This window comes from Arthrobacter parietis (assembly GCF_039530425.1).
GTDB classification, from domain to species: Bacteria; Actinomycetota; Actinomycetes; order Actinomycetales; family Micrococcaceae; genus Arthrobacter_D; species Arthrobacter_D parietis.
Genome location: NZ_BAAAON010000010.1, coordinates 230,295 through 252,333, shown reverse-complemented (window position 1 = coordinate 252,333; position 22,039 = coordinate 230,295). Strand labels below are relative to the sequence as shown.

The 22,039-nt window shown below is 64.3% G+C and carries 24 protein-coding genes; 5 read left to right on the top strand and 19 right to left on the bottom strand.

Annotated elements, in window-relative coordinates:
* The first annotated feature begins 66 nt into the window (after positions 1 to 66).
* A complete protein-coding gene (locus ABFX19_RS15845; RefSeq protein WP_346028890.1) occupies positions 67 to 696 on the top strand; it encodes a class I SAM-dependent methyltransferase in 630 nt (209 codons plus the stop codon).
* On the opposite strand, the gene dapF is transcribed toward ABFX19_RS15845, so the two are convergent.
* The 6 genes from dapF to ABFX19_RS15815 form a co-directional block, all read right to left on the bottom strand.
* A complete protein-coding gene (gene dapF / locus ABFX19_RS15840) occupies positions 693 to 1,634 on the bottom strand; it encodes a diaminopimelate epimerase (protein WP_346028889.1) in 942 nt (313 codons plus the stop codon). The two genes, ABFX19_RS15845 and dapF, sit on opposite strands and share 4 nt — an antisense overlap.
* Before the next feature lies 1 nt (position 1,635).
* On the bottom strand, positions 1,636 to 2,571 hold the full coding sequence (gene miaA / locus ABFX19_RS15835) for a tRNA (adenosine(37)-N6)-dimethylallyltransferase MiaA (protein WP_346028888.1): 936 nt from the start codon (positions 2,569 to 2,571) through the stop codon (positions 1,636 to 1,638).
* 1 nt (position 2,572) lies between these two features.
* Positions 2,573 to 4,114 carry a tRNA (N6-isopentenyl adenosine(37)-C2)-methylthiotransferase MiaB gene (gene miaB / locus ABFX19_RS15830; RefSeq protein WP_346028887.1) on the bottom strand — a complete coding sequence of 514 codons (1,542 nt, stop codon included), beginning with the start codon at positions 4,112 to 4,114 and terminating at the stop codon, positions 2,573 to 2,575.
* Between the two features lie 73 nt (positions 4,115 to 4,187).
* The gene (locus ABFX19_RS15825) at positions 4,188 to 4,784 is read right to left on the bottom strand and encodes a regulatory protein RecX (RefSeq protein WP_346028886.1); all 597 of its coding nucleotides are present in this window, start codon (positions 4,782 to 4,784) and stop codon (positions 4,188 to 4,190) included.
* Positions 4,785 to 4,790: 6 nt separating this feature from the next.
* Complete coding sequence (gene recA / locus ABFX19_RS15820; protein ID WP_346028885.1) at positions 4,791 to 5,852, bottom strand: recombinase RecA; 1,062 nt, start codon at positions 5,850 to 5,852, stop codon at positions 4,791 to 4,793.
* A gap of 219 nt (positions 5,853 to 6,071) precedes the next feature.
* Positions 6,072 to 6,290 carry a DUF3046 domain-containing protein gene (locus tag ABFX19_RS15815; protein WP_277358757.1) on the bottom strand — a complete coding sequence of 73 codons (219 nt, stop codon included), beginning with the start codon at positions 6,288 to 6,290 and terminating at the stop codon, positions 6,072 to 6,074.
* Between the two features lie 41 nt (positions 6,291 to 6,331).
* Between ABFX19_RS15815 and ABFX19_RS15810 the strand changes: the two genes are divergently transcribed.
* Positions 6,332 to 6,805: a MarR family winged helix-turn-helix transcriptional regulator gene (locus ABFX19_RS15810; protein ID WP_056548452.1), complete on the top strand. Its 474-nt coding sequence runs from the start codon at positions 6,332 to 6,334 to the stop codon at positions 6,803 to 6,805.
* A 66-nt stretch (positions 6,806 to 6,871) separates the two neighbouring features.
* Here ABFX19_RS15810 and ABFX19_RS15805 read toward each other — a convergent pair whose 3' ends face one another.
* From ABFX19_RS15805 to dapA, 6 genes are all read right to left on the bottom strand, one after another.
* A complete protein-coding gene (locus ABFX19_RS15805) occupies positions 6,872 to 7,312 on the bottom strand; it encodes a helix-turn-helix domain-containing protein (RefSeq protein WP_056548454.1) in 441 nt (146 codons plus the stop codon).
* Positions 7,313 to 7,406: 94 nt separating this feature from the next.
* Positions 7,407 to 7,940 carry a CinA family protein gene (locus ABFX19_RS15800; RefSeq protein ID WP_404800726.1) on the bottom strand — a complete coding sequence of 178 codons (534 nt, stop codon included), beginning with the start codon at positions 7,938 to 7,940 and terminating at the stop codon, positions 7,407 to 7,409.
* A complete protein-coding gene (pgsA, locus tag ABFX19_RS15795) occupies positions 7,937 to 8,527 on the bottom strand; it encodes a CDP-diacylglycerol--glycerol-3-phosphate 3-phosphatidyltransferase (protein WP_277358758.1) in 591 nt (196 codons plus the stop codon). Before pgsA ends, ABFX19_RS15800 begins: the two co-directional genes overlap by 4 nt.
* Positions 8,528 to 8,536: 9 nt before the next feature.
* Entirely contained in the window at positions 8,537 to 11,383 is a 2,847-nt protein-coding gene (locus ABFX19_RS15790; RefSeq protein WP_346028884.1) for an FtsK/SpoIIIE family DNA translocase, read from the bottom strand.
* Between the two features lie 51 nt (positions 11,384 to 11,434).
* On the bottom strand, positions 11,435 to 13,126 hold the full coding sequence (locus ABFX19_RS15785) for a ribonuclease J (protein WP_277359461.1): 1,692 nt from the start codon (positions 13,124 to 13,126) through the stop codon (positions 11,435 to 11,437).
* Positions 13,127 to 13,144: 18 nt separating this feature from the next.
* The gene (dapA, locus tag ABFX19_RS15780) at positions 13,145 to 14,068 is read right to left on the bottom strand and encodes a 4-hydroxy-tetrahydrodipicolinate synthase (RefSeq protein WP_277359462.1); all 924 of its coding nucleotides are present in this window, start codon (positions 14,066 to 14,068) and stop codon (positions 13,145 to 13,147) included.
* A gap of 43 nt (positions 14,069 to 14,111) precedes the next feature.
* Between dapA and ABFX19_RS15775 the strand changes: the two genes are divergently transcribed.
* Positions 14,112 to 15,293, top strand: coding sequence for a heparan-alpha-glucosaminide N-acetyltransferase domain-containing protein (locus ABFX19_RS15775; RefSeq protein ID WP_346028883.1), 1,182 nt, complete (start codon positions 14,112 to 14,114; stop codon positions 15,291 to 15,293).
* Here ABFX19_RS15775 and ABFX19_RS15770 read toward each other — a convergent pair whose 3' ends face one another.
* Genes ABFX19_RS15770 through ABFX19_RS15745 form a run of 6 tightly spaced genes read right to left on the bottom strand, consistent with a single transcriptional unit; the run spans position 15,294 to position 19,231 of the window.
* Positions 15,294 to 15,767 (bottom strand): hypothetical protein, encoded by a 474-nt coding sequence (locus ABFX19_RS15770; protein ID WP_277359464.1) that lies wholly within the window; start codon positions 15,765 to 15,767, stop codon positions 15,294 to 15,296. It abuts the gene before it with no gap.
* A complete protein-coding gene (dapB, locus tag ABFX19_RS15765) occupies positions 15,767 to 16,525 on the bottom strand; it encodes a 4-hydroxy-tetrahydrodipicolinate reductase (RefSeq protein ID WP_346028882.1) in 759 nt (252 codons plus the stop codon). The genes ABFX19_RS15770 and dapB overlap by 1 nt, the downstream gene beginning before the upstream one ends.
* A gap of 16 nt (positions 16,526 to 16,541) precedes the next feature.
* Positions 16,542 to 16,973, bottom strand: coding sequence for a molybdenum cofactor biosynthesis protein MoaE (locus tag ABFX19_RS15760; RefSeq protein WP_346028881.1), 432 nt, complete (start codon positions 16,971 to 16,973; stop codon positions 16,542 to 16,544).
* On the bottom strand, positions 16,963 to 17,445 hold the full coding sequence (locus tag ABFX19_RS15755; protein WP_056548469.1) for a MogA/MoaB family molybdenum cofactor biosynthesis protein: 483 nt from the start codon (positions 17,443 to 17,445) through the stop codon (positions 16,963 to 16,965). Before ABFX19_RS15755 ends, ABFX19_RS15760 begins: the two co-directional genes overlap by 11 nt.
* Entirely contained in the window at positions 17,442 to 17,921 is a 480-nt protein-coding gene (moaC, locus tag ABFX19_RS15750) for a cyclic pyranopterin monophosphate synthase MoaC (protein WP_346028880.1), read from the bottom strand. The genes ABFX19_RS15755 and moaC overlap by 4 nt, the downstream gene beginning before the upstream one ends.
* Positions 17,918 to 19,231, bottom strand: coding sequence for a molybdopterin molybdotransferase MoeA (locus ABFX19_RS15745; RefSeq protein WP_346028879.1), 1,314 nt, complete (start codon positions 19,229 to 19,231; stop codon positions 17,918 to 17,920). Before ABFX19_RS15745 ends, moaC begins: the two co-directional genes overlap by 4 nt.
* A 145-nt stretch (positions 19,232 to 19,376) precedes the next feature.
* Here ABFX19_RS15745 and moaA point away from each other — a divergent pair, with 145 nt between their 5' ends.
* On the top strand, positions 19,377 to 20,447 hold the full coding sequence (gene moaA / locus ABFX19_RS15740; protein WP_277359470.1) for a GTP 3',8-cyclase MoaA: 1,071 nt from the start codon (positions 19,377 to 19,379) through the stop codon (positions 20,445 to 20,447).
* Position 20,448: 1 nt separating this feature from the next.
* Entirely contained in the window at positions 20,449 to 20,700 is a 252-nt protein-coding gene (locus tag ABFX19_RS15735; RefSeq protein WP_346028878.1) for a MoaD/ThiS family protein, read from the top strand.
* A gap of 21 nt (positions 20,701 to 20,721) precedes the next feature.
* Here the strand turns inward: ABFX19_RS15735 and ABFX19_RS15730 are convergent, their stop codons facing one another.
* Entirely contained in the window at positions 20,722 to 22,020 is a 1,299-nt protein-coding gene (locus ABFX19_RS15730) for a M16 family metallopeptidase (protein ID WP_346028929.1), read from the bottom strand.
* Positions 22,021 to 22,039: the final 19 nt, after the last annotated feature.

Genomic DNA, 22,039 nt, shown 5'->3' with positions numbered 1-22,039 from the left:
CAACTCCTGCACAGCCAGCGGTCCCCGGCCGCACCGGTACGGCCCGGAGCACTAGGCTGGAGCATTATGGATTCGCAGCACTACTTCAGCGCCGCCCCCTCCGGACCCGACAAGCGCCGGCCGCTCCGGGTACCCATTGCGGGTCAGGAACGTGACCTCGTCACCTCGGGTGGCATCTTCAGTCCCGACGGCATCGACAAAGGCACAGCGATCCTGTTGTCGGAGGTGCCTCCCGTCACCGGTTCCACTCTGCTTGATATTGGTTCCGGCTGGGGCCCGCTTGCCCTGACCATGGCCGTTCAGGCACCGCACGCCCGGGTCATCGCAATCGATGTGAACGAACGCTCGTTGGAGTTGACGAGGGAGAACGCCCGGAGGCTGGAGCTGGGCAATGTGGCGGCCATGCTGCCCGACGACGTCAACCCTGACATTGCCTTCGACACGATCTGGTCCAATCCACCGATTCGGATCGGCAAAGAGGCGCTTCACGAACTCCTCTTGCGCTGGCTCCCGCGCCTTGCTCCCGGCGGGAGCGCATGGTTGGTAGTCCAGAAGAACCTCGGTGCGGATTCGCTGCAGCGTTGGCTTGCAGCGCAGCTGCCGCCCGACTATGAAGTCGACCGCCCTACCACGTCGAAGTCTTTCCGCATTCTGCGGGTTGAGCGGACCGCACCGGAAAACGCCCGGAAGGCCTAGCTGAACGTACCTCGCGCCACGAGCACCGCGGGACCGCTGAGATGCACATGCTCTCCCCCCTGTGCGCTGACTGTGAAGCGGACGCCGACGATTCCGCCGGGCACTGTCACGCTCCAGACGTCGGGCGCGTCCGCTCCCGCCCAGTAGCGGGTGGCAATTGCAGCGGCGCAGGCTCCGGTTCCGCAGGAGAGGGTTTCTCCAACCCCCCGTTCGTGCACGCGCATGCTCAGCTGTCCAACGCCGTCGTGCATGAGTGGATCATGCGGGACGACGAATTCCACGTTGGTTCCGTGCGGCGGTGCCGGGTCCACCGAAGGCGCGTCGAACAGCCGCGTGGCGCGAAGCTCCGCGATTTCGGCAAGGGCGACGACCGTGTGTGGATTACCCATGCTGATTGACAGTCCAGGCCGGGCGACCTGCAGCCCGTCTGCTTCGACCAGCGAGTCGGTTGCACGCGCGGCCGCGGCTTCCGGGTAGATGAACTCCCACGGCCCCATGTCCACGGAGTACCCATCGACTGACCGCTTCACCACTTTGACGCCGCCGCGGGTGCCGATGGCCATCGAGGCGCCATCCGCCAACTCAACCAGACCGGATTCGAGGAGGAAATGGACGAAGACGCGGACACCATTGCCGCACATCTCTGATACCGAGCCGTCGCTATTGCGGTAGTCCATGAACCATTGCGCTTCAGGAGTGTCCTCAAGCAGGGCCCGTCCCTCGGGAAGGAACGACGACGGCACGGCACGGATCAATCCGTCCGCGCCGATACCCCGGTGGCGGTCACAGGCGGCAGCCACATCGGCTGCGGTCATATCGACCGAGCCGTTCGGGTCTGCCACCAGAATGAAGTCATTACCGGTACCGTGCCCCTTGGAGAAGGAGAGTCCCGTCAGTCCCGGCCTTGCGGACAATGCTGGTTCAGTGTGTGAAGTCACGTTACCTAGGATAGGGGGCGTGCGCGGCGACGGCGCCCAGCGCCTTCGTGAGGAGCTCCGGATCACGCCAGTTGAACCACTGAATCCGCTCGTCGGCCCGGAACCACGTCAGCTGCCGGCGGGCGAACCTGCGGGTAGCCGCAACGGTGTCTTCGGCTGCCTCTGCTGCTGACCAGCCTCCGTCGAGTACCCGCAGAAACTGGCTGTATCCCAGCGCGCGGGAAGCCGTGCGGCCGCTTCGCAGCCCGAGGTCGTCCAGCCTGCGGACCTCCTCCAGCAACCCCCGCTCCACCATCGAGTACACCCGCTCAGCGAGTCTCTCCTTGAGGACGTCCCGATCGGCCTGCAATCCGATCTGGACGGCAGACTGGTGATAGACGCGGCGCGGCATGTACGAACTGAAGGGCCGGCCCGTGAGCTCGTGCACCTCAAGGGCGCGGATCACCCGCCGCTCGTCCCCCAGCCGTTCCGCCGATACCGCGTCGACTGCGGCAAGGCGCTCCCGCAGTGCAGGAAGGCCCACCTTGTCTCTTTCAGCCTCGAGACCGGCTCGAACGACGGCGTCGGTCGGTGGAAATTCAAGCTCGTCGAGCACCGCACGGACGTACAGGCCTGATCCGCCGACGAGAATGGGCACGTTTCCCCGCGCACGCACCTGCGCAATTACCTCGCGGCTGTGCTCCTGATAACGGGCGACACTTGCTTCCTCACGCACATCGAGGATGTCCAACAGGTGATGGGGAACAGCTCTGCGTTCACCGACTGACAGCTTGGCGGTGCCGATGTCCATGCCGCGGTAAAACTGCATGGCATCGGCGTTGATGATCTCACCGCCGAGCGCCTCGGCCAGCGCGATGCCCAACTCGGACTTTCCGGATCCGGTGGGCCCGACGACGGCGATCACCGGCGTCGCGGGCGCAGCAACAGCGCGGCTCACCTCAGTTGCTGCGGAGAGGAAGCGAGGGCATGCCGAGCACTACTGACCTGCCTGCCGCAGCGCCGACGCCGGGGGCCGGCGCCCCGCACGATTCTGCCTGAGATCGGTCCCAAGCGTCGCCTGCGCGTGAGCGGCGGAGCTGATAGTCCGACGCCGACGGATCGGCGACGAGGTGGAACGCGGCAGCTCCGGTGACAGTCACCGTCACGAGATCGCCAGGCCGCGGAGCGTCTGCTCCTTCGGGCACGGAGAAGTGAACGAGCCGCTGGTCGCGCGCCCGCCCACTCAGTCGGTGGGTCTCATGGTCCTTGCGGCCCTGATGAGCAGTAACGAGCACCTCCACCTGCCGTCCAACCTGCGCCGCGTTCTCTTCGCGGCAGATGCGGTCCTGCAGCTCGGTGAGCCGCTCATACCGCTCCTGCACCACGGCCTTCGGGAGCTGATCCGGCAGGTCCGCGGCAGGCGTGCCTGGGCGCTTGGAGTATTGGAAGGTAAACGCCGTCGCGAAACGCGACTGCTCCACGACCCAAAGCGTCTCCTGGAAGTCCTCTTCGGTTTCTCCGGGGAATCCGACGATGATGTCGGTGGAAATCGACGCATGCGGCATCCGCGATCGGACCCGGTCAAGGATGCCGAGGAACTTTTCAGAACGGTAGGACCGCCGCATTGCCTTCAGGATCCGGTCCGACCCAGACTGCAACGGCATATGCAGCTGCGGAGCAACATTCGGGGTCTCTGCCATTGCATCAATGACGTCATCGGTGAAGGCGGCCGGATGGGGGCTCGTAAACCGGACCCTTTCCAAACCGTCGATGCTTCCGCAGGAGCGCAGGAGTTTCGCGAACGCACCGCGGTCCCCGAACTCGACACCGTAGGAGTTGACGTTCTGGCCGAGCAGAGTCACTTCGATAGCGCCGTCCGCCACAAGGGCCTCGATCTCGGCGAGGATATCCCCGGGGCGCCTGTCCTTTTCCTTGCCGCGCAGCGAGGGCACGATGCAGAAGGTGCAGGTGTTGTTGCAGCCAACGGAGATCGACACCCAGCCGGAGTACACGGCATCACGTTTGGTCGGCAGGGTGGAGGGGAAAACGTCCAGGGATTCGAGGATTTCAAGCTGCGCTTCCTCGTTGTGGCGTGCCCGCTCAAGGAGCGCGGGCAAGGCTCCGATGTTGTGTGTGCCGAAAACGGCGTCCACCCACGGCGCCTTGCGGAGGATCGTTTCGCGATCCTTTTGGGCTAGGCATCCACCGACCGCGATCTGCATTCCAGGCCGTGACTGCTTGACCGGCGCGAGCTGGCCGAGGTTTCCGTACAGCTTATTGTCCGCGTTCTCGCGAACAGCACAGGTATTGAAGACGACGACGTCGGCCTCGTCGCCGCCGGCGCTCACATACCCGGCGGACTCAAGCAGCCCGGAGATCCGTTCGGAATCATGGACGTTCATCTGGCAACCGAAGGTGCGCACCTCATAGGTGCGCTGCGTGGCAGAGAGCGGCTCGGCCGGCTGTGCTGACGGGGAGGGGTAGGCAACTGTGGAACTCACCTGTTAAGGGTACGGCCCACCGAGAGCAGCCCCAACCCGGCCAACTACCGCCGGGGAAGACGGGCGGTTGAGATTACTCCTGCTGGTCAAGGACATCCTTGACGATGGAGAACGCGAACGACGGCGCATAGCCCTTGCGTCCGAGCATTGCCACAAGCCGGCGCACCTGCTTGTCACGGGATGCACGGTCACCAGGATCCGCAAGGGGCCTCGCCTTTCTCCGCACAAGGTCCTCGGCCGCTGACCGCTCGTCTTCGTCTGTCCGCTGGAGCAGTGCGTCCTCGGCCAGCTCTCCAGTGATGCCCTTCTCAGCGAGCTCGCGCTTGATGGCGGACCGCGCAAGCGACCTGGTCTGTGCCCGGCTTCGTACATACATGCGGGCAAACTCGGCATCATCAATCAGTTGAACTTCCTCGTAGCGATCCAGGATGCCCGCCGCCACCTCTTCTGAGACACCCCGCTCACGAAGTTTAGTGTGAAGCTGGTGGCGGCTGCGCGGGGCCATGGAGAGCTGGCGCAGGACGATAGCGCGTGCCACCTCATGGGGATCGGCCTCGGGCGTGAGATCAGCAGGCGAGCCCGGCGTAGGAGCCCGCGGGCCGCTCTTCCGTGCTGAACGCCGGGCACTGCGCTGCGTTGCTGCACCCGGAGTTCCGGAGAATCCGTTCATGGACCGCTAGCGGCCCTCGCCGCCGACTGCCTTCAGCTTGGGACCATCCTGTTCCGGTGTCTCCTCCACCGCACCTCCGACGCCGAGCTTCTGCCGGATCTTCTGTTCGAGCTCATCCGCCAGGTCCGGGTTGTCGAGCAGGAACTTGCGGGCGTTCTCCTTGCCCTGGCCCAGCTGGTCTCCGTCATAGGTGAACCAGGCTCCGGACTTCTTCACGAGACCGTTCTCCACGCCAACATCGATCAACCCACCCTCGCGAGAGATTCCGAAGCCGTAGAGGATGTCGAACTCCGCCTGTTTGAACGGCGGAGCCATCTTGTTCTTGACGATCTTCGCCCGGGTCCGGTTACCAACCGGATTGGTACCTTCCTTGAGCGTTTCAATGCGCCGCACGTCGATCCGCACTGATGCGTAGAACTTCAGCGCCTTGCCGCCTGTGGTGGTTTCAGGGCTGCCGAAGAACACACCGATCTTCTCGCGGAGCTGGTTGATAAAAATGGCAGTTGTCTTGGTCTGGCTCAGACGGCCGGTGATCTTACGCAGCGCCTGGCTCATCAACCGGGCCTGCAAACCCACATGGCTGTCACCCATCTCTCCCTCGATCTCAGCGCGCGGAACGAGGGCGGCAACGGAGTCGATCACGACGATGTCAATGGAACCAGAGCCCACGAGCATGTCCATGATCTCCAGGGCCTGCTCACCGGTGTCCGGCTGGGAGACGAGAAGAGCGTCGGTGTCCACCCCAAGCTTCTTGGCGTACTCGGGATCCAGCGCGTGCTCCGCGTCAATGAAGGCGGCAATGCCGCCGTTGCGTTGGGCGTTGGCCACAGCGTGCAAGGCAACGGTGGTTTTACCCGACGATTCCGGACCATAGATTTCCACCACCCGGCCCCGCGGCAGACCACCGATGCCAAGCGCTGCATCGAGTGCGATCGAACTGGTGGAAATGGTCTCGATAGGAGCGCGGACCTCGTCTCCAAGGCGCATGACTGAGCCCTTGCCGTATTGCTTATCAATCTGTGCCAGTGCGGCTTCGAGAGCCTTTTCACGATCGGCTGGTACGGCCATCATTCACCTCGGTATACTCATGGCCGCCAGGGCCTGTTTTTCTCTTCCCCTTGACCGTAGCGTCCCCCTCCGACAGTTTGCCCCGCGGGGCATCCGATGTGGACATCCCACTTGAAGCGGCGGGATTGTGGAGGACGAGTGGCATGGGAATCTTCTGATTCCAGCATAGTCCGGATCCGAACACATATTCGATTGATTCGCCCGGCGTGTTTGAACCGGCTAGCGCGGTTTCACATCGCGTCCGAGCCGTCTGTACTCGGGCACGTCCTGCATCTCGCAGACCGCCAGCCAGACGGCCTTCGGGTCAGCTCCCGCCTGCAGGGCTCCAGCCGGCGTGCGGTCGCCGAGCCCGGACAGATGCAGTGTTTGGGCCAGCGTCCTTGAATAGGCCGGCCCGAATTCGTCGTCCATGAGCCGCCAGAAGTCGCTCGTGCGCATGCTGCATCCTCCTTCTCCAGATAAACCCTAGAATGAAACGCATGACTGTTGACCGCCAGGAACCCGATGCTTCCGTCGATGCTGCCGTGCAGGCGTTGGAACAACAACTCAGTATGCTGTGGCGGCGTGCGCGGTCGAACTCCTACAAGGTTGCGCGGCGGGTCCATCCGGATATGGAACCTGCTGCCTACGGGCTGCTGGTCATCCTACAGCGGGAGGGCTCCATGCGCCTGACCGATCTGGCCGCCAGCATTGGCGTCGGCAAGCCCTCCGTCAGCCGCCAGATCGCCATGCTCGAACACCTGGGCCTGGTTCAGAAAACCGCAGATCCGCTGGATGGCCGCGCCCAGTCGATCAGCCTCACGGCGGCTGGACTGACGCAGCTGTCCACAGCACAGGAAGCGCGCAAGGAGGCGTTCCATCAGCTGATGGAGGACTGGAGCCTTTCGGATCTCACGACACTCGGGGAGCTCATTTCCCAGCTGAACCAGACCTATACGAGAGACAACTGGTAGCCGCAGACCAAAAAGAGGCCCGCCGCATTCGGCGGACCTCCCTGTGGAACGTGGGTTGTGCCGGTATCAGTTCTTGGTGACTGCCAGTCCCCTGCTGAAACCACCGGTGAAATCCTCCGGCATGTCCCCGCCGAACTGCTGGGCAAACTCCTGCGGGACTGTGTCAGGGACAGCAACACCTTCGGCTTCGGCCAGCCGGTCGCTGACCTCCCGAAGCATCATCGACAGCGGTACATCGAGTGCAGAGCAGATAGAGGACAGCAGTTCCGAGGACGCTTCCTTTTGGCCCCGCTCCACCTCACTGAGGTAACCGAGGGAGACCCGGGCGCTATGCGACACTTCCCTGAGTGTGCGGCCCTGGCGCTGGCGGACGTCACGCAGGACGTCCCCGATCTCGTGGCGTAAAACGACCATTTTGCGCTCCTTCGGCTTACGTTGCGGATCTTCTGCCAACCCCACATCCCGCCAACGGATGACACCGTTCACGGATACGGGTTGCTTTACCATGTGTATCGCCTAACTCCCTTGTGCTGGCCGCTTTCGCTGCCGTCTGATTTAAGCCTAGCCCGTCTTGCTTCTCCGTGCTGGACACTATTGATAACTATTGCGGAACTCCGTTTGTTCCCGCGGACTCAAGCTCAAGCGCCTCCGTGAGCAGGATCACCGCAGCCGAACAGGATGCTTCCCGAATCTGGCTCCTGCTTCCCCGGAAGCGATATTCTCGAACCAGGTTGACAGATACCGCCACCACGCTGATGAACACAGTACCCACCGCTTTTCCATCGTGCGGTTCGGGGCCTGCTACTCCTGTGGTGGACACGCCGATGTCGGCGCCACAGCTGTCTCTGGCACCAAGAGCCATCTGCCGTGCTACCTCCGCGTCAACAGCGCCCGCACGTTCCAGAAGTTCTGGTTCAACACCGAGCAAGGCCGCCTTCACGTCCCGGTGATAGGACACGACGCCGCCCCGAAGCACAGTCGAAGCCCCAGGAACCGAAGCAAGCGCGGCCGCAACCATCCCGGCGGTCAGCGATTCTCCGGTAGCAATGGTGAGCCCGCGCTCCTGCGCGAGGAGTACAACCCGTTCAAGGGCGGCCCTGCCCAACCCGCCTGACACCCCAGCGGCAGCTGTCACAGTGCGGTGTTACGTGCTGAGCGCCGCAGTCGGAGCGCCTGCAGGACATAATCTGCGCCGGTCACCACGGTAATTGCCAAGGCAGCCATCATGACGACGACGGCGGGCCACCACGCCCAGTCGCCGAGAGCCGGCACCAGCAGGTAGAGGAAAATAGCCAGCGTCTGAACGACGGTCTTCAACTTCCCACCGCGGGAGGCAGGCATGACTCCATAACGGATGACCGCGAACCTGAGCAGGGTGATGCCGAGCTCGCGGGCAAGGATGACGATGGTCACCCACCACCAGAGCTCGCCCAGTACGGACAGAAGTATCAAAGCGGAACCGATGAGCAGCTTGTCCGCGATCGGGTCTGCAATCTTCCCGAAATTTGTGATGAGACCACGGCTGCGCGCCAGGTCACCATCGAGCTTGTCGGTATAGATTGCCACTGCGAAGGTGGCTACCGCGAGCCAGCGGAAAAGCCCGCCCTCGCCGGAGTCGGCCAGCAGGAACCAGACGAAAAACGGTACCAGCAGGATTCTCACGACCGTCAGCACATTCGCGACGTTCAGGACTGGCACCGCTCCAGCGTCAGAATTACTCACTGCTCAAGGCTACCTGCCTGTCAGCTCCCAGGCGTCTTCACCGCCGTCGTCATCATCATCGTTGTAGTCCACGGCCTGCGGACGCGAGTCCAGGTCCTCCGCCACCAGGTCCGCGGCGCCCGGCTGGTAGCGCGACTGATCAACCTCCGGCGATGCGGCCGGCGCCGGCGGGTCATCGCCACGCATAGCAGCGAGAACAGGACCGAGGTCATCAGGCTTCACCAGGACGTCACGCGCCTTCGATCCCTCCGACGGCCCAACCACTCCCCTGGACTCCAGCAAATCCATCAGGCGGCCCGCCTTCGCAAATCCCACGCGCAGTTTGCGCTGAAGCATGGAGGTGGAACCGAACTGCGTCGTGACAACAAGCTCGGTCGCCTGCAGCAGGACCTCGAGATCGTCCCCGATGTCGTCGTCGATCTGCTTTTTGGGTGCTTCCACCGCCACATCATCGCGATAGACGGCTTTCAACTGTTCCTTGACGTGTTCCACCACTCGGTGGATCTCAGACTCGGTCACCCAGGCACCCTGGACGCGCATGGGCTTCGACGCACCCATGGGCAGGAAGAGCGCGTCGCCCTGGCCAATCAGTTTCTCAGCGCCCGGCTGGTCAAGGACCACCCGGGAGTCGGTCACCGACGAAGTGGCGAATGCCATGCGGGAGGGCACATTGGCCTTGATCAGACCTGTCACAACGTCCACAGACGGCCGCTGGGTAGCGAGCACCAGGTGAATACCCGCTGCCCGGGCCAGCTGGGTGATGCGGACGATTGAGTCCTCGACGTCCCGCGGCGCGACCATCATCAGATCCGCCAGCTCGTCGACCATCACCAGCAAGTACGGGTACGGCCGCACCACGCGCTTGGAGTCCGGTGGCGGAACCACCTTGCCGTTGCGGACCGCCTTGTTGAAATCATCGATGTGCTTGTAACCGTAATTGGCGAGGTCATCGTAGCGGGTGTCCATCTCACGGACCACCCATTGGAGCGCTTCCGCTGCCTTCTTGGCGTTGGTGATGATCGGTGTGATCAAGTGCGGTACGCCCTCGTACGCAGTAAGTTCCACCCGCTTGGGGTCGATCATGATCATGCGGACCTCATCCGGGGTGGCCCGCATGAGGATGGACGTGATCATCGAGTTCACAAAGGAGGACTTACCAGCACCGGTGGCACCCGCGACGAGCAGGTGCGGCATCTTGGCGAGATTCGCGACCACGAACCCGCCCTCGACGTCCTTGCCTACGCCCATGACCATCGGGTGATCCGTCTTGCGGGCATTGCCGGATCGAAGGACGTCGCCCAGCGACACAGTCTCGCGGTCTGTGTTCGGAATCTCGATGCCGATCGCGGACTTGCCCGGAATCGGCGAAAGGATGCGCACGTCCGAGCTGGCGACCGCGTAGGAGATGTTCTTGGACAGCGCGGTTACACGCTCCACCTTGGTTCCCGACGCCAGTTCGATCTCGTAGCGCGTCACCGTCGGTCCGCGTGAGAAGCCGGTGACCTTTGCGTCGACGTTGAACTGCTCCAGGGTGTGGGTGAGGGCGGCGACGACCGCGTCGTTGGCCTCCGACCGTTCCTTGGGCGGAGTCCCCGGCGGCAGGTAGTCCGAGGGCGGCAGCGTGTAGGTCACGTCTCCGGCGAGGGACAGTTGCTCAGTGCGCTGCGGGATCGGCGTAACGGGCGCCTGGGGCTGAACCGGATTGGACGGGACCGGAACGGGTTGGGCGGCCGGTGCGCTTGCAGGCGGAAGCACCGCCATGGCTTCGGTTGCAGGTTCTGTCTCCCCGAGCCCCTGGTTGCGCTTGATCTTTTCGGCGGCAAGCTCCTGCTGTGTGGGACGGCGCACGCCCGGTCGGACGGCCGGCGACGGGGACGTTGTGCCGCCGTCGTCGTTCCCCTCGTCGTCGTCGAGCACTGCGCGTTCGAAGGCTTCATCGCCGACATAGCCGTCCAGGTCATCATCCTGATCGGTGTTCTTCTTCTTTCTACCGAACAGGCCGGACTTCTTCCTGGGCTTGGCCGCCGCGCGCTCGCGGTCGGACAGGTAGCTCTGATCGTGAGCGTCGCCGTCCGCGCTGCCCTCGTGCAGGTCCTGTCCCATGAGGTGCTCATAGAGCTGGCGTAGCCGAGACGGAATATGGCGGAACGGAGTAGCCGTGATGATCAGGATGCTCACGAAGACGAGGAAGGCGAGTACAGCGGCAACCGGCCACACCGAGAGAATTGCAGCGACGGGTCCGGCAACGAGGTAACCGATGACACCGCCTGCCCGCCACAGCGCATCAAGTCCGGCGGCGAGCTCGGGCCGGCCGCCCACCAGATGGGCAATGCCCGCGCCCGCGAAGGTCAGGACGGTGAGCCCGATGCCGATACGGTTGTTGGCACGAGGATTTTCCGGATACCGGAACAACCGGACCGCGCCAATCAGTAGGACGAAGGGCAGCAGCAGCGCCATCCAGCCCACAGAACCTCCGGCCACAGCATGCACGACGCCTGCAACCGGCCCGGGCAGTGCCCACCACTCAACCGTGGCGACGGCTGCCGCGCACAGGAAAAGGAAGAAACCCGTGCCGTCCCTGCGGAGGTCCTTTTGCGGCTGCACATCGTGGCCGAATTTGCGGATAGCGCCGGCCACCAGGTGGGCCAGGCCCATCCAGAAGCCACGGACGGCGCGCAGCGGCAGCGGCAGCTTTTCCTCGGCTGCCGGCAACGGTTGGGTCTTGCTTGTGCCTCGCGCGGTTGAGCCGCGGCCGGCCGCGGAGGTGCTGCCGGTGCGCGACTGCTGGGATCCTCGCGGCTTCGGAGCTCGCGGCTGTGAACCTCGCGGCGCTGTGGGGGAAGTACGAGTCGCCATACCCGCTACGCTACCGGACGGCGCCCGCCGTTCCCGGGATTAGCGCGCCCGTCAGGCTTCAAGCACAACCGGAATGATCATCGGGCGACGCCGGTAGCGGCGGTTTACCCAGGTCCCTACGACGCGGCGAACGACCTGCTGTAGCTGATGCGCTGTGTGGTCCTTGTTGCTCATGACAGCTTCTGCCAGTGCGGTGCTGATCCTGGGTTTGATGTCATCGAAGACGGAGTCATCCTCGGCGAATCCGCGCGCGTGGATGTCCGGACCGGAAACGATTGTCCCGGTGCTGCGGTTGACTACCGTGATGATCGAGATGAAGCCTTCCTCACCGAGGATGCGCCGGTCCTTCAGATCGGCATCGGTGATCTCGCCGATGCTGGAGCCGTCCACATAAACGTAGCCGCACTCGACTGCACCAACGATCCGGGCGACGCCGTCCGACAAATCCACCACTGAGCCGTCGTCGGTCTGGAGCACGTTTTCCGCCGGGACGCCCGTCTGGATTGCGAGTTTTCCGTTGGCTATAAGGTGGCGGGTTTCGCCGTGGACAGGCATGACGTTCTTCGGCTTGAGGATGTTGTAGCAGTAGAGCAATTCACCGGCAGCGGCGTGACCGGATACGTGTACCCGGGCATTGCCCTTGTGGATGACGTCGGCGCCCAGTTTGAGAAGTCCGTTGATGACGCGGAAGACGGCGTTCTCATTTCCGGGGATGAGCGAGGAGGCAAGGATCACCGTATCTCCCTTTCCGACGGTGATCTGATGGTCCCCGTTGGCCATGCGTGAAAGCGCTGCCATCGGCTCACCCTGCGAGCCCGTGGACATCAGCACCACCCGGTCATCGGGAAGGCTATCCACGTTCTTGACGTCGACGAGGATTCCATCGGGTACGCGCAGGTATCCCAGCTTGGCGGCAATTGTCATGTTGCGCACCATGGAGCGCCCGGCAAAGCAGACGAACCGGCCGTGGGCCGCCGCCGCGTCGAGCACCTGCTGAACCCGGTGGATATGCGAGGAGAAGGACGCGACGATGACGCGCTTGCTCACCTGGCCGAAGAGCCGGTCCAATTCCGGACCAATCTCACGCTCGGCGGTGGTGAAGCCTGGAACATCGGCGTTGGTGGAGTCAACCATGAACAGGTCGACGCCCTCTTCTCCCAGCCGCGAGAATGCACGAAGGTCGGTGATACGACCGTCGAGCGGCAACTGATCCATCTTGAAATCGCCCGTGTGCAGGACAGTGCCGGCCGCAGTGCGGATAAAGACGGCAAGCGCGTCAGGGATGGAGTGGTTAACTGCAATGAACTCGCATTCGAAGGGCCCGAACTGCTCAATCTGGCCCTCGGCGACGGTGAGCGTGAACGGCTTGATCCGGTGTTCCTGGAGCTTCGCCTCGATCAATGCGAGCGTCAGCTGGGATCCAATCAGCGGGATGTCGTTCTTGAGACGCAGGAGGTACGGCACTGCACCGATGTGATCCTCGTGTCCGTGAGTAAGCACCAGGCCCACGATGTCATCCAGACGATCCTCGATGTAGGAGAAATCAGGCAGGATCAGGTCCACACCGGGCTGGGTCTCCTCCGGGAACAAGACTCCGCAGTCAACGATCAGCAGCTTCCCGCCGATCTCGAAGACCGCCATATTCCGGCCGATCTCACCGAGGCCGCCAAGCGGAACAATCCGAAGCGTTCCCTCGGCGAGCGGTGGAGGCGACACGAGTGCGCTTCCTGCGGGTTCTGTCATGGATTGGCCTTTCAGATGCTATCGGGTAGTGCCCGCAGAGAAGTCCCAACCCGCTTCCGCGAGGTCGGTGAGTACCGGCTCCATTTCGACGGCGGTGGGCTCGACCAGCGGCAGCCTCACCACGGAGTTTGCCAGCACACCTTGCATCCGAAGGATGTGCTTGGCTGAAATTGCGCCGGGGATGTGCGTCATGACGGCACGTACAACGGGGTCAAGCTCGAAGTGGATCTTGCGCGCCATGGCGAGGTCACCGGCGGCCAGTGCGTCCACGAGGGACCGGAACTGAACCGTGGCGACGTGGGCGCTGACGCTGACGACGCCGACGGCCCCCGCTGCCATCCACGGCAGAGTCAGCCCGTCGTCGCCGGCGTAGACATCCAGGGCAGTGTTGGCAAGCACACGCGTCACCGCTGCGTAGTCTGCTTTCGCATCTTTCAGTGCGAGAATCTTCGGGTTGTCCGCCAGTCGAATCATTGTTTCCGTGCTGATCGGGATCCCGGCCCGGCCCGGAATGTCATAGATCATGATGGGCAGGTCCGACGCAGCGGCAACGGCGTCGAAGTGCGCGAGGACGCCGGCCTGGGTTGGCTTGTTGTAGTAGGGGGTTACGACAAGCTGCGCATCCGCGCCGGCGCGCTGCGCGCGTTGCGCCATTTCGACGGAGTGCGAGGTGTGGTTGGTGCCGGTGCCGGCGATCACCTTTGCACGGCCGCCGACGGCTTCTGCGACCACGCGGAAAAGGTCTTCCTTTTCCTGGTCCTCCAGGGTGGATGTCTCACCGGTAGTACCCGATACGACGAGGCCGTCGCAGCCATCCTCGACAAGCCGGACAGCCAGGGCAGCCGTGGCATCGAAGTCCACAGCGCCGTCAGCGGTGAACGGTGTCACCATTGCCGTGACGAGGGAACCGAATGGGAGCGGGCGAATGTCGGAGGCAGCCATGGGTCAAACTTACCCGCTGCGGCAGGCGTGAGAACATTCCATCATGGCCATCACACAAACCCCGGGCCGGCTCAGCGGCATAGACGCGGCCAGGGGCATCGCCCTCTTCGGCATGATGTGCACCCACGTATTTCCGCTCTATGTGGAGGGGACCTCGGACGCGTCCTGGATAGGCGCCACCTTCTCCGGACGATCCTCGGCCCTGTTCGCGCTCGTCGCAGGAATAGGGTTGGCGTTGCTCAGCGGCGGTAGCAGGATGCACGACCGCACCGGAATCTCCCGCGACCGGCGCGGAATCGCGGCTCGGGCCGTCGTGATCGCGATGGTCGGGCTGATGCTGGGCGGACTGGAAACCAACATCGCAGTGATCCTCTTCCATTACGGCATCCTGTTCCTGATGGCACTGCCGTTCATCGGGATGCCGTTGCGCAGGCTCTGCTGGTGGGCGGCCGGGTGGACCCTGATCTCTCCGGTGGCGGCTTTCCTCCTGCGCCCCTGGGTTGGAACCAATATCAATCCCTCCGACCTCGATGGCAACCCTGCGCTTGAGCATTTCGCCCAGCCCGCGACCCTGCTCGCGGACATCCTCGTGACCGGCTACTACCCGGCGCTCCAGTGGCTGAGCTACCTGCTCCTGGGCATCCTCATCGGCAGGCTGAACCTGAGGTCGTTCGGGGTGCAGGCCGGACTGCTTGTTGCGGGCGTCGGGCTCGCCGGATTGTCCAAGTTCGTCAGCGCCTTCCTGCTGGGACCGCTGGGTGGGCTGGCCGTCCTACTCGAAACTCCGCAGGGCCGGCGTTACGACATTGAGGCCATGCTCCCGGTGAGCCTTACCGGCATTGACCAGACCGGAACGTGGTGGTGGCTGGCGGTCAGCGCACCGCACTCCGGGACGCCGCTCGATCTGATGCATACCGCAGGAACGGCCGCCGCCGTCGTCGGGCTCTGCCTTATGGCGACCAGGCGGCTGCAGTGGCTGCTTCTGCCGCTCTCGGCTCCCGGCGCCATAACGCTGTCCCTGTACTCACTGCATATCTGGATCATGAGCATCGTCGACCAGCAGGAGATCCCGCTGGATCCGGCGCCGGTCTACTGGGCCCAGGCCGCTGTCTTCATTGCGATCGGGCTGCTGCTGCGGAAGCTGGGTGCCCGCGGTCCGCTGGAGTATGTGGCGGCCGGCGCAAGCGACGTTGCTCGGTCAGCAGGGGCTGTTTCGAGGCGTTAGTCACGCCGCCCTGCCGCGGAACAGTTTCGCAGCATGCCGCATGCTGCGGCGTGCACGGGTGCGGTCCCCTGCGGCGTCGTACGCGCATGAAAGCCGGAACCAGGAACGCCAGTCATCCGGGTTGGCCTCCGCGTCCGCCTGGTAGGCGGGGAACTGAGCGTCCGCTGCCTCACGTACGATCCGGCCGGCCGGTGTCCGGGGGAGGTCATCAACGGGCAGCCCTCCCTCCGTATGCAGCGCAGACGCCATCCGCTCGGTCTGGGCGCCGAAGGACAATTCACGAATCAACGCCCACGCCCCGATCAGCGGAAGCAGGAGGTACGCAACTCCCAAGGCTTTGGCCACCGGTTCGGGGTCCGTCAACAAAAGGACGCTCCGCTGGAGCGCCACAACCAGCCAGAACGCCAGCAGGACAGTGACGAAGACCACGCCTATTTTGACGCGATGTTGCTTCAGGAAGTCCAGTGCACCCATCACGCCTGCAGGTCCAGGTAGCCGTCCAGACCGACGGTCAGTCCGGGATGGGAACCCACTTCCCTGACGCCGAGCAGAACACCGGGCATGAAGGACTCACGGTGGAAGGAGTCGTGACGGATAGTCAGCTGCTCACCGACCCCACCGAACAGGACCTCCTGGTGCGCCACCAGCCCACGGAGCCGTACGGAGTGAACCCGGACGCCATCGACGTCGCAACCACGCGCGCCGTCCCTGGAGGTGCGGGTGGCGTCAGGGCTGGCGGCAAGACCGGCTTCGGCACGGGCTTCAGCGATGAGCACCGCTGTTCGCTCGGCTGTGCCGGACGGGGCGTCCACCTTGTCCGGGTGATGGAGTTCGATTACTTCGACCGACTCGAAATACTTGGCTGCCCGTGCAGCAAAGGCTGTGGCCAGCACGGATCCGAGGGCAAAATTGGGCGCGATCAACACGCCCACCTCCGGATTGAGCGCGAGCAGATCCTGCAGCCGGCCGAGCCGTTCAGAGTCCCAGCCGGTAGTGCCGACGACCGCGTGCATTCCATGTTCGACGGCGAAGGCAACGTTCTGTTCGGTGCTGTCCGGAACGGTGAGGTCAACAACTACCGCGGCGCCGGCCGCCACCAGTTCCTCAAGTGGGTCTTTCCTGCCAAGCGCCGCCACAAGATGCAGATCAGCGGCGGCCTCGATGGCCCGTACAGCCTCTGACCCCATGCGCCCGGACGCGCCGAGTACGGCAACGGCAAGAGGTTGTGTCATGGATTCAAGAGTAGTGTCAGCCATCCACTCCGACCCATTCCACGTCACCGTCTGCGAAGAACTGCTCCTTCCAGATCGGCGCTCGCGCCTTGACGGTATCAACCAGCTCGCTGCAGGCGGCGAAGGCTTCTCCACGGTGGCCGGAGGCAACGGCAGCGACGAGGGCCGGATCCCCAACCTCCAGCGGACCGATGCGGTGCGCCACCCAGATGCGTACGCCGTCGTACTTCTCGGCGATCTCCGCAGCGATGTCGGCAATCACACCGCCGGCGGACGGATGGGCACTGTAGCCCAGGCGGTCAACCTGCCTCCCGCCGTCGTGGTTGCGTACCACGCCGCCGAAGCCGACGACGGCACCGCAGTCAGCGGAACCGACGACGGCCAGGGCATGGTTGAGGTCGAGCGGCTGCTCGGAAACTCCTGCGTGGAGAACGGTGCTAGTGCTCATGGCTTCCCTCCAGTTGTGCGCAGATGTGATCGAGGATGGGTTCCAGCACGTCCAGGCCGTCCTGGACTGCTTTCGGTGAACCCGGAAGATTGATGACGAAGGTGCCCTCCGAGACGCCCGCGTGACCGCGGCTCAACGCCGCCATGGGTGTCTTCGCAGCGCCGGCCCGGCGCACTGCTTCCATGATCCCCGGTAGGGATCGGGTAAGGAAGGGCTCGGTGAGCTCGGGGGTCACGTCATCGGCGCTGAGTCCGGTACCTCCGCTGGTGATGAGCACCGAAGGTGTTCCTGCGAGGCAGGCGGCCAGCGCTTCCCGTACGGCATCACCGTCCGGAACCACTTCGGCCAGCTGCACGGCATACCCTTTCCCGACCAGCCATCGCTGAATCATGGGCCCGCACTCGTCCTGGTAGACGCCCGCCGCCGCGCGGGTCGACGCAATGATCAGCGCCGCGGTCCGTTGCTTGCTCATGCGACCCAGTCTCCGCTCTTGCCGCCTGATTTCGCCAACACCTGGATGTCCGTGATGACTGCGTGCTTATCTACGGCCTTGATCATGTCGTACAGCGTGAGGGCAGCAACTGTCGCTGCTGTCAGCGCCTCCATCTCCACGCCGGTCACTGAAGTGGTTTTCACCGTTGCCTGAATAACGACGGCGGCACCTTCCGGTGCGAAGTCGACCGTCACCTTGCTCAACGGCAGCGGATGGCACAGCGGTATGAGCGCCGATGTCTGCTTCGCCGCCATGATCCCCGCTACCCGGGCCACAGCCAGTGCGTCGCCCTTCGGAAGATCCCCATCGGCAATCAGCGCAAGAACCTGCGGCGTTGTCCGCAGGATGCTCTGCGCGGTGGCCTGGCGGGCGGTGACCGCCTTCTCCGATACATCGACCATGTGTGCCGAGCCGTCCTCACGGACGTGTGTCAATCCGGAATCAGGTGTGGTCATGTCAGCGCCTCTCTAGTGGGATTGCCGGGATGGAGGGGTTGCGCGCCCTGGCGCAGTTCGCCCAGCAGCCACACGGCGACCGGCGTCCCCGCCTCCACCGTCCCCGTGCCAGCCGGCAGGTGTACGAGGGCGTTGGATGCAGCGAGAGCGTGCAGCAGGTGGGAGCCCGGCCCGCCAAGCAAGGTGACGTCTCCGATCCCCTCCCCCTGACCCGACCGGTCCGTATACAGGCCGCGACGGACCTGGTGCTTACCTTCGGGTGACTGAACGTCCTCGGTGAGCCGCGCCGGCAGGCAGACGCGGTTCCCCGGGAGCCCCGTCACCGTACCAAGTGCCGGGCGCAGGAACATTTCAAAGGAGACCAGTGCGCTTACCGGGTTGCCCGGGAATCCAAGGAACGGCACGCCGTTGATGGTGCCGATGGCCTGCGGCCCGCCCGGCTGCATCGCCACTGAAAGGAACTCCACGCTGCTGTCCGCCAGGGCCTGCTTCACAACCTCGTAGGCACCCTGGCTGATTCCTCCGGTACTGAGGATGAGGTTGACCTGCCCGCCGATGTTCTGGAGGGCGCCCCGCAGCTCCTCCGGATTGTCAGCCACCACACTGTGCCGCTGCACGTGCGCGCCCGCTTCCTCCAGCGCAGTCGTCAGCAGTGTGGTGTTGGCATCGAAGATCCGGCCGGGCGCCAGTTCGGTTCCGGGTTCCTGAACCTCGTCTCCGGTGCTAAGCAGCAGGACGCGGAACCGCGGGCGCACCGGCACCGTCGCCAGCCCGCAGGCCGCGAGGAGTCCCAGCTGGGAGGGTCCCAACAGGGTTCCGGCAACAAGCGCAACGCTCCCCGCTTCGAGATCGCTGCCGGCACGCCGGATGAACGAGCCCGCCTGGGCCACGGGCAACTCGACGGTGAGGCCCTCCTCCCCGCAGTACTGCCCCGTGGTGGGAAACTGCGAGGGCACTGCGTTCTCGATAGGCACGACGGCGGCTGCACCTTCCGGAATCATGGCTCCCGTCATGATCGGAGCAGCGTGACCCGGCTCAAGTGCAACAGGTTCCGCACCAGCCGGCACCGGCGGCGCGACCGCAAGGTAGAGGGGCGCGCTCCCGTCCAGATCATCGCCGTGAACCGCGTAACCGTCCATCTGGGAGTTGTCGAACGGAGGCAGGTTCACCGGGGAGAGGAGGTCCTCGGCGAGCACCCGGCCACGGGCCGTTGCGAGCGGCAGTATTTCGGGCGCCGCGTCGGCGAAGGCGCTGCTGTAGCGCAGCAGCCCGAGCACGGCCTGCTGGTGTTCCTCTACTGATCGTGTCATTACGCCCCGTTGTATCAACCCGCCCTGACATTTGTGCTGCGGCATCACTGCCGCAGCTAACAGCCTAGCCGCGCGGGAGTGCAGGATGCGCCCGGAATGTGGACCGCTGATGGAGGCACCAAGGCGAAGGGCGTAACCTCGGACTATGGGAATCCCACTCGGCACACCGCGCATCGGCGCTCCGGCACCTGCTGACGGGCTGCTCGACTCCTACGGCCGCCGGGCCACGGACATGCGGCTCTCACTGACGGACAAGTGCAACCTTCGCTGTACCTACTGCATGCCCGCTGAAGGGCTGCAATGGCTGCAAAAAGACCAGGTGCTCTCCCGCGAAGAGATTGTGCGCCTTGTAGGAATCGGCGTCAATCGCCTGGGAATACGCGAGTTGCGTCTGACGGGAGGCGAGCCGCTGGTAAGGGCTGACCTGCTCGACATCATCGCGGAAATCCGGGCAAGCCACCCGGACCTGCCCATATCGCTCACCACCAACGCACTGGGCCTGGACAAAAAGGCGCAGCGGCTCAAGGATGCAGGCCTGACCCGCATCAACGTTTCAATGGACTCGCTCCACCCCGACACCTTCGCGCAGTTGACGCGTCGACCCTTCCTGGACCGGGTACTCCGGGGCATCGAAGCGGCTGCGGCGGTTGGGCTTGGCCTCGTGAAGATCAACGCAGTGCTGATGCGCGGCATCAATGACCATGAGGCGCCGGATCTGCTGGAGTGGGCAGTGTCCCGCGGCTTCGAGCTGCGGTTCATCGAGCAAATGCCCCTCGATGCCGATCACGGGTGGACCCGCGAGGGAATGATCACTGCAGCAGAAGTCCGTGAGCGGCTCAGCGAACGGTTCGTCCTCACTCCCGACCCACGAAACCGTGACGGCGCCCCCGCTGAACGGTGGGAGGTCCGCCGGGCGGAGGAGCCCAGCATCGTCGTTGGTACCGTAGGCGTCATCGCCTCCGTCACGGAGCCGTTCTGCGCGGATTGCCGGCGTACCCGCGTCACTGCCGAGGGCAAGATCATGAGCTGCCTTTTCTCCCACGAGGAGACTGACCTGAGGGACCTGCTCCGGTCAGACGCCGACGACGCCGCCATTGCCCTGCGCTGGCAGGAGGCTATGTGGGCCAAGCCCAAGGCGCACGGCATGGACCATACGGGACTCGGGGCTGCGGACTTCGTGCAGCCGGACCGTTCCATGAGCGCGATCGGCGGCTGAGATGCTGGTGAGATACTTCGGCGCGGCACAGGCTGCCGCCGGCGTCCCTGAAGAGCGCCTTGAACTGGACGGCGCTTCCCTGGAGGAGGCGCTCGGAGAAATACGTTCGCTGCATCCCGCTGGCGAACCATCCATGGCCCGCGTACTCGATCGAAGCAGCTTCCTGCTCAACGAAGTGGCGCTACGCGACCGCAACGCGCCCATCCGGCGCAGCGATGTGCTCGACATCCTGCCGCCGTTCGCCGGAGGTTAGGGCGGCAGGATACTGAGCAGGTTACAGTCCCAGCTCGGCTTCGCTGTCGAACGGACCGACAACCGTGATGGTGCGCGGAGCGTCCGCCAGTTGCCGGGCAAGGTCCTGCACCTGCGCGGCAGTAACGGCCCTCACACGCTCAAGAGTCAGATCCAGCCCGAGGAACTCGCCGCTGACCAATTCCGCGCGGCCGAGCCTGGACATCCGGGAACCGCTGTCCTCGAGGGACAGGACCATTCCCCCGGACAACTGCCCCACGGCGCGCCGCAACTCCTCATCACTGACCGGCTCCGACGCCAGACGCTCCAGCTCTGCGCTGAGCAGGCTGATGACCTGGCCGGTCTTGGCCGGGCTGCAACCCGCGTACATCGCGAAGTAACCGGCGTCGGCATACGACGCTGAGAAGGAGTAGGTCGAGTACGCAAGTCCGCGCTTCTCGCGGATCTCCTGGAAGAGCCGGGAGGACATTCCTCCACCGAGCACCGCGTTGAGCACGCTCATCACGAACCGCCGGTCATCAGTGGCAATCAGTGCCGGGCACCCGACCAGGACGTTGGCCTGCTCGACGGCGCGGCGGATAACCTGCACTCCCCCGGATTCTTCGAGGACGGCCGGAACCGGCACGCGCCTCGGCACCGGCGCCGCATCGTCCGCAAGTTCCCACCCGGCCCGTTGCAGGGCTTGAACGACGAGCGCGCAGACAACCTCATGGTCGAGCCCGCCGGCAGCCGTGACCACAAGCTCCTCCGGGCGGTAATAGCGGTGATAGTGCTGCAGCACCGATTCCCGCGCGACCTCCTTGATGGCCTCAGGGGTGCCGCCGATGGGGCGACCGAGCGGATGGGAGCCCAGTACCGCTTCCACGAACTTCTCGTGCGCAACGTCGGATGGATCATCGCTGTCCATGGCGATTTCTTCCAGAATGACGTGCCGTTCCTGCTCGAGTTCCTCAGGGTCGATGACAGCCGAGGTCACCATGTCGGCGATGACGTCGATAGCCATGGGCAGGTCGGTGTCGAGGACCCTGGCGTAGTAGCAGGTGTTCTCCTTCGCAGTCGCTGCGTTGGATTCTCCGCCCACTTCATCGAAGGCCGCCGCGATGTCCAGCGCGGTCCGCCGCTTCGTACCCTTGAAGAGCAGGTGCTCAAGGAAGTGTGTGGACCCGTGCTCGCCGTCCGCCTCATCCCGGGATCCGACTCCCACCCAAAAACCGATGCTTGCCGATCGCTGGCCCGGCATGGCCTCCGTGAGCACACGCACCCCTCCCGGAAGTACGGAGCGACGGACTACTGCTCCTCCGGAGGTTCCAGCAACGAGCATGGACTTGCTGTCCGGTCCG

Bases quoted from the DNA above. Each gene is read 5' to 3' on its own strand.
- ABFX19_RS15845 (WP_346028890.1), top strand. From the start codon at position 67: ATGGATTCGCAGCACTACTTCAGCGCCGCCCCCTCCGGACCCGACAAG.
- ABFX19_RS15825 (WP_346028886.1), bottom strand. From the start codon at position 4,784: ATGAACGGATTCTCCGGAACTCCGGGTGCAGCAACGCAGCGCAGTGCC.
- recA (WP_346028885.1), bottom strand. From the start codon at position 5,852: ATGGCCGTACCAGCCGATCGTGAAAAGGCTCTCGAAGCCGCACTGGCA.
- ABFX19_RS15815 (WP_277358757.1), bottom strand. From the start codon at position 6,290: ATGCGCACGAGCGACTTCTGGCGGCTCATGGACGACGAATTCGGGCCG.
- ABFX19_RS15810 (WP_056548452.1), top strand. From the start codon at position 6,332: ATGACTGTTGACCGCCAGGAACCCGATGCTTCCGTCGATGCTGCCGTG.
- ABFX19_RS15805 (WP_056548454.1), bottom strand. From the start codon at position 7,312: ATGGTAAAGCAACCCGTATCCGTGAACGGTGTCATCCGTTGGCGGGAT.
- ABFX19_RS15790 (WP_346028884.1), bottom strand. From the start codon at position 11,383: ATGGCGACTCGTACTTCCCCCACAGCGCCGCGAGGTTCACAGCCGCGA.
- ABFX19_RS15785 (WP_277359461.1), bottom strand. From the start codon at position 13,126: ATGACAGAACCCGCAGGAAGCGCACTCGTGTCGCCTCCACCGCTCGCC.
- dapA (WP_277359462.1), bottom strand. From the start codon at position 14,068: ATGGCTGCCTCCGACATTCGCCCGCTCCCATTCGGTTCCCTCGTCACG.
- ABFX19_RS15775 (WP_346028883.1), top strand. From the start codon at position 14,112: ATGGCCATCACACAAACCCCGGGCCGGCTCAGCGGCATAGACGCGGCC.
- ABFX19_RS15770 (WP_277359464.1), bottom strand. From the start codon at position 15,767: ATGGGTGCACTGGACTTCCTGAAGCAACATCGCGTCAAAATAGGCGTG.
- dapB (WP_346028882.1), bottom strand. From the start codon at position 16,525: ATGACACAACCTCTTGCCGTTGCCGTACTCGGCGCGTCCGGGCGCATG.
- ABFX19_RS15760 (WP_346028881.1), bottom strand. From the start codon at position 16,973: ATGAGCACTAGCACCGTTCTCCACGCAGGAGTTTCCGAGCAGCCGCTC.
- ABFX19_RS15755 (WP_056548469.1), bottom strand. From the start codon at position 17,445: ATGAGCAAGCAACGGACCGCGGCGCTGATCATTGCGTCGACCCGCGCG.
- moaC (WP_346028880.1), bottom strand. From the start codon at position 17,921: ATGACCACACCTGATTCCGGATTGACACACGTCCGTGAGGACGGCTCG.
- ABFX19_RS15745 (WP_346028879.1), bottom strand. From the start codon at position 19,231: ATGACACGATCAGTAGAGGAACACCAGCAGGCCGTGCTCGGGCTGCTG.
- moaA (WP_277359470.1), top strand. From the start codon at position 19,377: ATGGGAATCCCACTCGGCACACCGCGCATCGGCGCTCCGGCACCTGCT.
- ABFX19_RS15735 (WP_346028878.1), top strand. From the start codon at position 20,449: ATGCTGGTGAGATACTTCGGCGCGGCACAGGCTGCCGCCGGCGTCCCT.
- ABFX19_RS15730 (WP_346028929.1), bottom strand. From the start codon at position 22,020: ATGCTCGTTGCTGGAACCTCCGGAGGAGCAGTAGTCCGTCGCTCCGTA.